The organism is Fluviibacter sp. (assembly GCF_057744235.1).
Window position 1 is genome coordinate 47887 of the sequence record NZ_JBIJFP010000011.1, and the last position, 11760, is coordinate 59646.

General features: G+C 54.7%; 11 protein-coding genes and 1 tRNA gene. All 12 read left to right on the forward strand.

Translation table 11 applies throughout. From position 1 onward, the window contains the following. Nucleotide 1: 1 nt before the first annotated feature. The 12 genes from lapB (at nucleotide 2) to AC3GOJ_RS07090 (ending at nucleotide 11315) form a co-directional block, all read left to right on the forward strand. Nucleotides 2-1168: a lipopolysaccharide assembly protein LapB gene (gene lapB, locus AC3GOJ_RS07035; RefSeq protein WP_488236767.1), complete on the forward strand. Its 1167-nt coding sequence runs from the start codon at nucleotides 2-4 to the stop codon at nucleotides 1166-1168. Nucleotides 1169-1284: 116 nt separating this feature from the next. Continuing rightward, nucleotides 1285-2454: a nucleotide sugar dehydrogenase gene (locus AC3GOJ_RS07040; protein WP_488236753.1), complete on the forward strand. Its 1170-nt coding sequence runs from the start codon at nucleotides 1285-1287 to the stop codon at nucleotides 2452-2454. Next, nucleotides 2454-3524, forward strand: a complete 1071-nt coding sequence (gene rfbB, locus AC3GOJ_RS07045) for a dTDP-glucose 4,6-dehydratase (protein ID WP_488236754.1) — start codon at nucleotides 2454-2456, stop codon at nucleotides 3522-3524. The genes AC3GOJ_RS07040 and rfbB overlap by 1 nt, the downstream gene beginning before the upstream one ends. Before the next feature lie 8 nt (nucleotides 3525-3532). Further along, nucleotides 3533-4429, forward strand: coding sequence for a dTDP-4-dehydrorhamnose reductase (gene rfbD, locus AC3GOJ_RS07050; RefSeq protein WP_488236755.1), 897 nt, complete (start codon nucleotides 3533-3535; stop codon nucleotides 4427-4429). A 23-nt stretch (nucleotides 4430-4452) separates the two neighbouring features. Then, nucleotides 4453-5382, forward strand: coding sequence for a D-glycero-beta-D-manno-heptose-7-phosphate kinase (gene rfaE1 / locus AC3GOJ_RS07055; protein WP_488236756.1), 930 nt, complete (start codon nucleotides 4453-4455; stop codon nucleotides 5380-5382). Between the two features lie 20 nt (nucleotides 5383-5402). Further along, nucleotides 5403-6407: an ADP-glyceromanno-heptose 6-epimerase gene (gene rfaD / locus AC3GOJ_RS07060; RefSeq protein ID WP_488236757.1), complete on the forward strand. Its 1005-nt coding sequence runs from the start codon at nucleotides 5403-5405 to the stop codon at nucleotides 6405-6407. Next, nucleotides 6385-7299 (forward strand): cysteine synthase CysM, encoded by a 915-nt coding sequence (gene cysM / locus AC3GOJ_RS07065; RefSeq protein WP_488236758.1) that lies wholly within the window; start codon nucleotides 6385-6387, stop codon nucleotides 7297-7299. Before rfaD ends, cysM begins: the two co-directional genes overlap by 23 nt. A gap of 12 nt (nucleotides 7300-7311) precedes the next feature. Next, complete coding sequence (locus AC3GOJ_RS07070; protein ID WP_488236759.1) at nucleotides 7312-8109, forward strand: 3'-5' exonuclease; 798 nt, start codon at nucleotides 7312-7314, stop codon at nucleotides 8107-8109. 23 nt (nucleotides 8110-8132) lie between these two features. Beyond that, nucleotides 8133-8223 (forward strand) — tRNA-Ser (locus AC3GOJ_RS07075). A 168-nt stretch (nucleotides 8224-8391) separates the two neighbouring features. Next, the gene (locus AC3GOJ_RS07080; protein ID WP_488236760.1) at nucleotides 8392-9630 is read left to right on the forward strand and encodes a tyrosine-type recombinase/integrase; all 1239 of its coding nucleotides are present in this window, start codon (nucleotides 8392-8394) and stop codon (nucleotides 9628-9630) included. 210 nt (nucleotides 9631-9840) lie between these two features. Further along, entirely contained in the window at nucleotides 9841-10071 is a 231-nt protein-coding gene (locus tag AC3GOJ_RS07085) for a helix-turn-helix transcriptional regulator (RefSeq protein ID WP_488236761.1), read from the forward strand. Then, entirely contained in the window at nucleotides 10068-11315 is a 1248-nt protein-coding gene (locus tag AC3GOJ_RS07090; RefSeq protein WP_488236762.1) for an AAA family ATPase, read from the forward strand. The genes AC3GOJ_RS07085 and AC3GOJ_RS07090 overlap by 4 nt, the downstream gene beginning before the upstream one ends. The last annotated feature ends 445 nt before the right edge of the window (nucleotides 11316-11760 follow it).

The following is an 11760-nucleotide window of genomic DNA, read 5'->3' on the forward strand; positions in this document are numbered from 1 at the left end:
GCTGACTCTGGAGCCCTGGGCCTTACTCATTCTCCCGCTCTTTTTTGCGCTGGGCTGGATTGCGGCGCGCATTGATATCAAACATGTGGTGGCTGATTCGCGCCGTTTGCCGAAAGCCTATTTCCAGGGCTTGAATTTTCTGCTCAACGAGCAGCCGGATCGCGCTATTGAAGCGTTCAACGAAGTGGTGCGCGTGGATCCGGAGACTGTGGAATTGCACTTTGCCCTTGGCTCACTCTTCAGGCGACGTGGCGAGCTGGAGCGCGCATTGCGGATTCACCAGAACCTCATGAACCGTGAGGATCTGCCGCAACCCTTGAAAGAACAGGCCGTTTTCGAGCTGGGAATTGATTATCTGAAGTCGGGCTTGCTGGATCGCTCGGAAGAGATTTTCAAGCGTCTGGCTGACGGTGAACGCCGTGAGGAAGCACTCAAGCAGTTGCTCGAGATTTATCAGCTCGAGAAATCCTGGGACAAAGCCATCGAACTGGCCGAAAAAGTGCCTGAACTTGCATCCCAGCACGAGGTTGCCGAATTCTGGTGTGAAATGGCTGAAAACGCCCTGATCCGCTCTAAGACTGACGAAGCCCGACGACATGTGCAGCAGGCACTTTCGTTACATCGTCAGTGCGTGCGGGCCAGCATTATTGCCGGTGATATCGAACGCAAGGAAGGGCATCCGGAGCGGGCGATTGATGCTTGGTTGCGGATTGAGCAACAGCAACCCGAGTTTCTGGCACTGGTGGCTGGGCGTATTGCTGATGTCTACAAGGGTATGGGCCGTCAGGCAGAGGGTATGCAGCTGCTCAAGGGCTTTCTGACGCGATACCCCTCTGTCGACATGCTGGATGTGGTGTGCCAACAGGTGGTAGAAGAAGCGGGTGCCCAAGCTGCTTACGACTTTGCGCTGTCCGAACTGCACCGCACGCCCAGCTTGATTGCTCTGGATAAGGCACTGGAAGCCCGTTCAGCGATTACGCCAGCCGAACAGCTGGCTGATCTGGATCTGGTTAAAAAACTGATTAAAAACCAGACGCAGCGGCTTTCCCGCTATACCTGCAAGTGCTGTGGTTTCAAGGCGCGTCAGTTCTACTGGCGCTGCCCGGCTTGTAGTGAATGGGAGTCCTATCCCCCCAAGCGTTCGGAAGAGTTTTCACTGGTTCAGTAAGCGGAGTCGCGCGAAGTTCGATAGGTCGGGGTGGTCGAGTTTAACCCGTCTCAACCCCTGAAATTACGCGGGCTCGCTGGTAAAATATTCATATCTATCACGCAGGGATGCTTTGCATGAAAATCGCCATTGCCGGAACCGGTTACGTAGGTTTGTCGAACGGTGTACTGCTCTCGCAGCACCATGAAGTGGTTGCTCTCGACATCGTTCCCGAGAAGGTTGAGAAGATCAACCGCAAAGAATCGCCCATCGAAGACAAAGAGCTCGAGGACTACCTCAAAAATAAGCCTTTGAACTTCCGTGCCACGCTCGATAAGAAAGAAGCCTATGAAGGGGCGGACTACGTCATCATCGCCACGCCTACCGACTACGACCCGGAAACCAACTACTTCAATACCAAATCCATTGAAGCCGTGATTCGTGATGTCATGGCGATCAATCCGAACGCCACCATGGTCATCAAATCGACTATCCCGGTTGGCTATACCGTCAAAACCCGTGAAGCTCTCGGTACGAAAAATCTGATTTTTTCACCTGAGTTTCTGCGCGAAGGCCGTGCGCTGTATGACAACCTGCATCCGTCACGCATCGTCGTCGGTGAACGCTCCAAGCGTGCTGAAATATTTGCCGATTTGCTCAAAGAAGGTGCTGTCAAGGAGGATATCCCGGTCCTCTTTACCGACGCCACCGAGGCCGAAGCCGTCAAACTCTTCGCCAACACCTACCTCGCCATGCGGGTCTCGTACTTCAACGAACTCGACACCTATGCCGCCACCCATGGCCTCGATAGCAAGCAGATTATTGACGGCGTTGGCCTCGACCCCCGCATCGGCACTCACTACAACAACCCCAGCTTCGGTTACGGCGGCTACTGTCTGCCTAAAGACACCAAACAGCTCCTGGCTAACTACCGGGATGTGCCGCAGAACCTGATTCACGCGATTGTTGAATCGAACACCACCCGTAAAGACTTCATTGCTGACGAAATTATCCGTCGCAAGCCCAAAGTCGTCGGCGTCTACCGCCTCATCATGAAGGCCGGATCGGACAACTTCCGTGCTTCTTCCATTCAGGGCATCATGAAACGTATTAAAGCCAAGGGCATTGAAGTCATCATCTATGAACCGGCCCTCAAAGACAGCGAATTCTTCAATTCTCGTGTCGAGACCGATCTAAATACCTTCAAAAATGAAGTCGATGTCATTATTAGCAACCGTATGGCGGACGTGCTCGAAGATGTGGCTGACAAAGTTTATACCCGTGACCTGTTCGGGGGTGACGCATAATGACGATTCTCGTTACCGGCGCTGCCGGCTTTATCGGTTCCAACTTTGTGCTGGATTGGCTCGAGCAGAGCAACGAACCCGTCGTGAACCTCGACCTGCTCACTTACGCTGGCAACCTCGAGAACCTTAAAGAACTGGAAGGTGACCCCCGCCACCAGTTCGTCTTTGGCAACATCGGCGATCGTGATCTGGTGAGCAAGCTATTAGCCGACACCCAACCACGAGCCGTGATTAACTTCGCCGCTGAAAGCCATGTCGATCGTTCTATCCATGGCCCGGGTGAATTTATCCAGACCAACATCGTCGGCACTTTCAATCTGCTCGAATCAGTGCGTGGTTACTGGAACGACCTGCCAGAAGCCGAGAAGGCTGCCTTCCGCTTCCTGCATGTGTCTACTGATGAAGTTTACGGATCGCTCTCTAAAGAAGATCCACCCTTCTCGGAAACCAACCAGTACGAACCCAATAGCCCCTACAGTGCCAGTAAGGCCGCCAGTGACCATCTGGTACGTGCCTGGCACCATACCTACGGGCTACCCGTTCTCACTACGAACTGCTCCAATAACTACGGGCCTTACCACTTCCCGGAAAAGCTCATCCCGCTCTGCATCCTCAATGCACTAAACGGTAAACCACTCCCCATCTACGGTGATGGCCAGCAGATTCGCGACTGGCTCTATGTCAAAGATCATTGCAGCGCCATCCGCCGCGTACTCGACGCTGGAAAACTGGGCGAAACCTACAACGTCGGTGGCTGGAACGAAAAAGCCAACCTCGATGTGGTGAATACCCTGTGTGCCATCCTCGACGAATTGCAACCACGGTCTGACGGTCAGAGCTACACCACACAAATTACCTTCGTCCAGGATCGTCCTGGCCACGATCGCCGCTACGCGATCGATGCCCGTAAGCTGGAAAAGGAACTGGGTTGGAAACCCCAGGAAACCTTCGAGACCGGTATCAAGAAGACCGTACAGTGGTATCTGGATAACGAGGAATGGGTTAACCACGTTACCAGTGGCGAATATCGCAACTGGGTAGAAGCACAATACGCCACACAGGACGCCTGAGGCACGACATGGGATTCTATAAAAAAATCCTCTTGCTCGGTAAAGATGGTCAGGTTGGCTGGGAGCTGCAGCGTGCCCTGGCGCCGCTAGGTGAACTCACATCGCTCAACCGCAGCGAATGCGATCTGGCGGATAAAGCCCAAATTCAGGCTACGCTTGAAAAATACGAGCCTGAAGTCATCGTTAATGCCGCGGCCTACACCGCGGTGGATAAAGCTGAGAGTGATCAGGTGTTGGCACGCCGCATCAATGTGGATGCCGTTGCTGAATTAGCCCTGTATGCGCGTGAAATGGGTTCGCTGCTGGTACATTACTCCACGGACTATGTGTTTGACGGCTCCAAGCCCGAAGCCTACGTGGAAGACGACACCACCCATCCGCTCAGTGTGTATGGCCAAACCAAGCTCGAGGGTGAACACAGAATCCGTGATGCCTTGTGTCGCCATCTGATTTTCCGCACCAGCTGGGTCTATGCGGCTCGTGGCGGCAACTTTGCCCGTACCATGCTGCGGCTGGCTGCTGAACGAGAAACGCTGAATGTGATCGATGATCAGATTGGCGCACCGACCTCCGCCGAACTGATTGCCGATGTCACCGCCCATGCGCTGCGAGATGTGCTTTCCGGTCGTGCACCTGGCGGTACTTATCATCTGGCCGCCGCTGGTGAAACCAGCTGGTATGGCTATGCCAAATTTGTGATTGACCGTGCACGCCAGCAAGGCCAGACTCTGGCTTTAGCGGCCAACGGTCTCAAACCCATTCCGGCCAGTGACTACCCGTTGCCCGCCCGACGGCCGCAGAACTCCCGTTTGAATACGCACCTCCTGGAGCGTAGCTTTGCACTGAAGCTTCCCCACTGGGAAGCCGGTGTGAGCCGTGTGCTTGATGAATGGCAATCGAACTAACGCTGAATCCTATAAGAAAAACCATGACCACGATCGATTTCTCCAAGACCCGCCTGCTCGTTGTTGGTGATGTGATGCTCGACCGTTACTGGTTCGGTGAAGTATCGCGGATCTCGCCTGAAGCACCTGTGCCGGTGGTGCACGTTCACAAAGAAGAAGTACGACCGGGGGGGGCCGCAAACGTTGCCCGCAATATCGTCGCGCTGGGCGGTCAGGTGTCGTTGCTTTCCGTCGTGGGTACCGATGAAGCTGGCCAGACACTGCGTGGCCTGCTCGAAGAGGCGGGTGTTGCTACCGGCTTGCATGACGATGCCAATATCCGCACAACCGTTAAACTGCGTGTGCTGGGACGACAGCAGCAGCTGCTGCGCATCGACTTTGAAACCGCACCGTCGCATGAAGTCCTGGAGGCCAAGCTTGCTGATTTCGAGCGTCAGTTGCCGGATCATGACCTCGTGATTCTGTCTGACTACGGTAAGGGGGGGTTGACCCACATTACCCAGATGATCGACTTGGCTAAAAAGGCCGGTAAGCGTGTCCTGGTTGACCCGAAGGGCGATGATTACGCTCGCTATGCCGGTGCCAGCCTGCTCACCCCGAACCGCTCCGAACTGAAAGAAGTGATCGGCAAGTGGGAAAGCGAAGCCGATCTTAAAACCAAAGCGGACCAGCTGCGTGAACAGCTCGGTCTGGAAGCGCTGCTGCTCACCCGCAGTGAAGAAGGTATGACACTCTTTCGTCCCGAAGGGGTGTTCAATCAGGCCGCCAAGGCCCGTGAAGTGTTTGACGTCTCCGGCGCGGGTGATACCGTGATCGCCACGCTGGCGTTGATGCTGGCCAGCGGTGCCGAATATCCGGAAGCCGTGCGGGTTGCAAACCTAGCCGCCAGCATTGTGGTGGGTAAACTGGGTACGGCTGTTGTCACCCGTGACGAATTGCAGCAAGCTGTCTAAAGCATTTACCGGAGAAGATCATGTCCGTCCTCGTTACCGGCGCCGCAGGCTTTATCGGCGCCAACATCGTCAAGGCACTGAATGACCGGGGGATCACCGACATCATCGCGGTCGACAACCTGACCAATGCCGCCAAGTTCCATAATCTGGTGGATTGCAAGATCAGTGACTACTTCGATAAGAAGGATTTCCTGCCACGACTGCATGCCGGCGATTTTGATGGCGAAATCGATGCCATCCTCCATCAGGGCGCCTGCTCCGACACCATGGAGCATGATGGCCGCTACATGATGGAAAACAACTATCGCTACTCCATTGATCTGCTCAACTGGGCGCAGGATCAGGATGTACCGATGCTTTACGCCTCCAGCGCCGCCACCTACGGCGGCAGCAACGAGTTCCGTGAAGAGCCCGCCTGTGAAGCACCGCTCAATGTGTATGGCTACTCCAAGCTGTTGTTCGATCAGATCGTACGTCGTCGTCTCAAGGACAGCACGACACAGATTGCCGGATTCCGTTATTTCAACGTCTACGGCCCGCGTGAATCGCATAAAGGGCGCATGGCATCCGTTGCCTTTCACAACTTCAACCAGTTCCGTGAAAACGGCAAGGTCAAACTCTTTGAAGGTTCGCATGGTTACCCCAATGGGGGTCAGCAGCGTGACTTCGTGTTTGTCGAAGATCTGGTGCGCGTGAATCTCTGGTTCCTTGAGAACCCGCAGGTCTCCGGCATCTTCAACCTCGGCTCGGGTAACGCCCAGAGCTTCAACGATGTCGCAGCGGCCACGGTCAATACCTGCCGCCGCCTCAAGGGCGAGAGCGAACTCTCGCTGGATGAACTGGTGGCTCAAGGGCTAATCGAATACGTGCCGTTCCCGGAAGCGCTCAAAGGTAAATACCAAGCCTATACCCAGGCTGATCTGACACGTCTACGGTCCGCCGGTTACGACGCGGGCTTCCATACCGTGGAACAGGGTGTCGCTAACTATGTGGAGTGGCTGCATGAGCACCCGCCCAAAGTATAAAACGCTGGCCGATACCGTCGGCAATACGCCGCTGGTCCACATTCAACGGATTGGTGCCGAAGCCCTGACGGCGCAGAACAGCGTGGTGCTGGCCAAGCTGGAAGGCAACAACCCAGCCGGTTCCGTCAAGGATCGTCCGGCGCTGTCAATGATTCTGCATGCCGAGGCCCGCGGCCAGATTAAACCCGGTGATACTCTGATTGAAGCGACATCAGGAAACACGGGTATTGCCCTCGCCATGGCTGCTGCCATGCGTGGCTATAAGATGATTCTCGTTATGCCGGAAAACCAGACCATGGAACGTCGGCAGACCATGAAAGCCTACGGTGCCGAACTGGTACTGACACCAGTCAGTGGCAGCATGGAGCTGGCCCGGGATGTGGCAAACCGCATGGTTGCTGAAGGCAAAGGGGTAGTGCTGGATCAATTCGCCAATCCGGATAATCCGGTGGCGCACTACGAAGGCACCGGCCCCGAAATCTGGCGGGATACCGCCGGGCAGATCACGCACTTTGTATCAAGCATGGGCACCACCGGTACTATCATGGGCGTCTCGCGCTTTCTCAAGGCGCAGAATCCCGACGTCCGCATCATCGGTGTGCAGCCTAAAGATGGGGCGCAGATCCCCGGTATTCGTAAATGGCCGGAAGAATACCTCCCGAAAATTTATGACAAAGCCCGTGTCGATGAACTTGTTTATGTCGGGCAAGCTGAAGCCGAAGCTATGACGCGACGTCTGGCTGCGGAAGAGGGCATCTTCGCCGGTATTTCTTCCGGTGGTGCCATGTGTGTAGCGCTTGATATTGCGCGTAATCACCCGAATGCGACGGTCGTCAGTATTGTGTGTGATCGTGGTGATCGCTATCTCTCAACCGGCGTATTCCCTGACTAATTGACGTTCCAAATGGTTCCCATTCTTGTCTTCGATATTGAAACCATTCCGGATGTTGCCGGTCTGCGTAATCTGAATGAGCTGCCACCGGATCTGTCGGATGATGAAGTTGCCGAACTGGCGTTTCAGCAGCGACGTGCTCAGGGTGGCAGTGATTTTCTGCCGCATTACCTGCACAAGATCGTCACCATCTCTTGCGCCTTCCGCAGTGATGTCGGATTCAAGGTATTTTCCTTATCGGCCCCCGAGCTGGAAGAGGGCGCGATTATCCAGCGCTTTTTTGATGGGCTGGAGCGTCTGACGCCAACGCTGGTCTCCTGGAACGGTGGCGGCTTTGATCTGCCCGTGCTGCACTACCGCGGTCTCATGCACGGCGTGTCTGCACCGCGCTATTGGGATCAGGGCGAGGGTGATTTCTCGGATTCACGTGAGTTCAAGTGGAACAATTACGTCAGCCGTTACCACAGCCGTCACACCGACCTGATGGATCTGCTGGCGCTGTTTCAGCCGCGTGCCTGCGCACCACTCGATGCCATGGCTAAGCTGATGGGCTTTCCCGGTAAGGTCGGTATGGCCGGCAACCTGGTCTGGCCAACCTGGCAGGTGGGCGAATACGGCAAGATCCGCGATTACTGCGAAACCGATGTGGTGAATACCTATCTGGTCTATAACCGCTTCCGCCTCATGCGTGGTGAGATCAATCGTGAACAGGCCGATGCCGAAGAAGCGCTCATCCGCAATACCTTGAAAGAGACTGCCGGTGCTCACTGGCAAGAGTTCCTAGCCGAATGGCCAGAAAAGGTCGCCTGATCTCTGCTATAATCCGCAGCCTCGGACAGGTGGATGAGTGGTTTAAGTCGCACGCCTGGAAAGCGTGTTTAGGGTAATACCCTAACGCGGGTTCGAATCCCGCCCTGTCCGCCACCAACCCCTGTCAAAGTCCACTAATTAGAACTGCCGGACCGAAATATAGCATTGATATATAAGGCTTCCGTTGATTTTTTAGATTTCATGGCATAGTATCTGACCAAAGATTATTTGGTGGGTACAACGATGGAAATGGTGGGTACGACGGTGGGAAGGCACTAGCCTGTGACCGTCACCAAAGACCTCTCTCCGCTGGCGGTTTCGCGCCTGACGCAACCCGGTTTTTATCGGGTTGGCGGCGTTACGGGTTTGTATTTGCAAATCAGTGAACGCGGCGCACGCTCTTGGGTTCTACGGGTGATGGTGGGCGCTAAGCGCCGGGAGCTTGGGTTGGGTGGATTCCCGACCGTTGGTCTGTCTGATGCACGCGCCAAAGCGCGTGCTGTGCGTGAGCAGATCGAGAACGGCATCGACCCCATAGCCGACAAGCGTCGAAAGCGTGAACAGCTGCTGGCCGAACAGCAACGACCCAACTTCAGAAAATGCGCTGAACAGTACATCGCCATGAAAAGCGCTGAATGGCGCAACCCCAAACACTGCAAGCAATGGGCCAGCACGCTTGAAACCTACGCCTTTGGCGTCATCGGTGATACGTCGGTGAATGAAGTCACGCAACGGCAGGTGCTGGAAATCCTGACGCCGATCTGGACCACCAAAACAGAAACGGCCGACCGCGTGCGAGGCCGTATTGAAAACATCCTAGATTGGGCAACCGCGCATGGGCATCGCACAGGTGACAACCCGGCCCGTTGGCGTGGCCAATTAGACAAGTTGTTGCCGTCACCCAATAAGATTGCCAAGGTGGCGCACCATCCAGCGTTGCCCTACGAGCAGATGGCCCGTTTTGTAGCGGTCTTGAAAGAGCATGGCGGCATCAGTACCAAAGCCCTGGCCTTTACGATACTGACCGCAGCCCGATCAGGCGAAGTGCGTGCTGCCCAATGGGACGAGATTGATTTCAAGAAGCGTATCTGGACGATTCCGGCTGAACGCATGAAAGCCGACAAGGAACACCGCGTGCCGCTCAGCCTGCGCGCCATGGCGATCCTTAAAACATTACCGCGCCGTAAATCCGGCCTCATCTTTGCCAGCCAGCGCGACAAGGTCCTGTCCGACATGGCGCTCTCCATGCTCCTACGCGATGTCTGGCCAGGGATTACCGTACATGGCTTCCGCTCCTCCTTTCGTGATTGGGCAGCAGAGCAGACCAACTTTCCGCGCGAAGTCTGTGAGCAGGCGTTGGCGCACACATTAACTAACCAGGTTGAAGCGGCCTACCGGCGCAGTGATCTGTTTGATAAACGCCGTGCATTGATGGATCAATGGGCAGCCTATTGCAAGAAAAGACCCGAAGTGACCTCTAACAAGGAGAAACCTACCAGAAAACCCACCAAAGCAGCCTAAACAGGGCCCTAAAAAGGCGAAGCCCCCTGTGCGTCAACACAGAGGGCCTCAAGTGCACCAAAGCAAGGCCAAAGTACACTTAACTCAAGCTAGAGTGTGCTAAAAGTAGCTCAAACCCCCGTTGTTGTCCAGTAATAGATCGTAATGTGAGACACCTTGGGAGTTTTCAGCTCGGCCTTGCCCATTTCAAATTTTTTGGAGAAATGAGCAATGTCTACTGCAAAAAAACCGAAGCATCCCTTCCAAGTAACCGTTTTTGATAAATTACCGGATAGCGCATGGGTGCGCAAACACACGGTCATGGCGCTATTTGGCGTGTCGGACACCACCGTATGGCGCTGGAGTAAGGAGGGGCGCTTACCCAAACCGACCCAGATTGGCCCACGCACCACGGCCTGGAAAGTTGGCGAACTCCGTAAGTTTCTTGGGCCGACATCATGAGTACCGGCACGATCATCGAAGCGGCCCGGTTAAATGGGTCGCAATACCGCGATCACCGGCTCCGTTTGGCAACCGAGGCCGGAATCTCCCCAGAAAACCTCGACCATGAAGTACAAAGCATCTTGCAGGTGGCTGTGCCGCATTTATTGGATCAGGTGCCGAAACCGTCCAAGCCAGAAGTTCTGGGGGAGTGGATCGCGATGATCCGTGGCTCGGACGTCGCACCGCAGCTTATTGAATGGCTTTGGCCTGGCTGGTTGGCAAGCGGCAAAGTGCACATCCTGGGTGGTGCACCCGGTACCGGTAAAACGACCATTAGTATGGCTTTGGCGGCTGCTATCTCGCAGGGAGGATCATGGCCTGATGGAGCACGATCTCCAGTAGGCAAAGTGGTCATCTGGTCTGGCGAGGATGATCCTGCGGATACGCTAATACCGCGCTTGAAATTGTCGGGTGCCAGGCTGGAGAACATCTACTTTGTTGGCAATGTGCACGATGGCCATGAACGACGCGCCTTTGACCCTGCATCAGACACAGGCTGTCTCATGCAGCGGTTGATCGATCTAAACGACGTACGTCTGCTGATCATTGACCCCATCGTTTCAGGCATTGCCGGTGACAGCCACAAGAATGCCGAAGTACGGCGTGGCCTGCAGCCGCTGGCTGATCTGGCGGCATCCTTGCGCTGTGCATTGCTCGGTATCACTCACTTCTCAAAAGGCACCACAGGGCGAGAACCCGTCGAGCGCCTGACTGGTAGCCTGGCGTTTGGTGCCGTGGCACGCATCGTCATGGTCGCAGCCAAACATCAGGAACTTAACGCAGAAGGATCGTCACAACGCGTGCTGTTACGCGCCAAGAGCAACATTGGCCCGGATCGCGGCGGCTTTGCGTACGAACTGATGCAATCCGAGATTCGGGAACATCCCGGCGTGACAGCTTCGTTTGTACAGTGGCGGGAACCGATTGATGGCACCGCCCGTGAAATTCTCAGGGAAGCCGATGAAGTTTCAGATGATGGGGATCATGCCAGCCTGCCTGATGCGAAACAATTCCTGAAGGATCTGTTGAGCGATGGCCCCAAGTCAGCCAAAGATGTTCGGAAAGATGCCGATGGCGCTGGATATTCATGGGCGACCATACGACGCGCGCAACAAAAATTGGGCATCAAGGCCCAGAAAGAGGGTGGCCATTTTGGCGGGTACCAAAGGTGGGTTTGGTCCTTGCCGATCACGGATGACTGAAGCCGTACCCACCATTTAAAATGACTGAAGATGCTCAAAAAACCTGAAGGTGCTCAACCCATTTTGTTGAGCATCTTCAGTAAAAGTGAGCACCTTCAGTGAAAAATGGCGGACAGTTTAATGTGTTTGTTGAAACCATGATCAGGAATGAAATCAAACCTAGTTATGGTAATAAATTGCACAGTTTGTACCATCTATGCGCCGAAAAGTAGCGGTTAGCAATGGAGGCTACAAAGCATAGTCTTCCAGGCACTCGGATGTCTCGCAGGCAATAGTTATGACTTTGGCTTGGTCTTACTTGCTGTTAGATCTATGTTAAGGAGCGTGTCAGAATTTTTGTGTAAACGGTGTTTCATTTAATTCACAACGAGTCTATCGCCGAACTCAATAGTAAACCGAGTCAATGCCGCTTTCCAATCTTTGATGGGCATCGTCCATTTCTTAC

What these genes read in the sequence shown, in the direction of transcription:
- AC3GOJ_RS07040 (WP_488236753.1), top strand. Translation starts at nt 1,285, where the DNA reads ATGAAAATCGCCATTGCCGGAACCGGTTACGTAGGTTTGTCGAACGGT.
- rfbB (WP_488236754.1), top strand. Translation starts at nt 2,454, where the DNA reads ATGACGATTCTCGTTACCGGCGCTGCCGGCTTTATCGGTTCCAACTTT.
- rfbD (WP_488236755.1), top strand. Translation starts at nt 3,533, where the DNA reads ATGGGATTCTATAAAAAAATCCTCTTGCTCGGTAAAGATGGTCAGGTT.
- rfaE1 (WP_488236756.1), top strand. Translation starts at nt 4,453, where the DNA reads ATGACCACGATCGATTTCTCCAAGACCCGCCTGCTCGTTGTTGGTGAT.
- rfaD (WP_488236757.1), top strand. Translation starts at nt 5,403, where the DNA reads ATGTCCGTCCTCGTTACCGGCGCCGCAGGCTTTATCGGCGCCAACATC.
- cysM (WP_488236758.1), top strand. Translation starts at nt 6,385, where the DNA reads ATGAGCACCCGCCCAAAGTATAAAACGCTGGCCGATACCGTCGGCAAT.
- AC3GOJ_RS07070 (WP_488236759.1), top strand. Translation starts at nt 7,312, where the DNA reads ATGGTTCCCATTCTTGTCTTCGATATTGAAACCATTCCGGATGTTGCC.
- AC3GOJ_RS07085 (WP_488236761.1), top strand. Translation starts at nt 9,841, where the DNA reads ATGTCTACTGCAAAAAAACCGAAGCATCCCTTCCAAGTAACCGTTTTT.
- AC3GOJ_RS07090 (WP_488236762.1), top strand. Translation starts at nt 10,068, where the DNA reads ATGAGTACCGGCACGATCATCGAAGCGGCCCGGTTAAATGGGTCGCAA.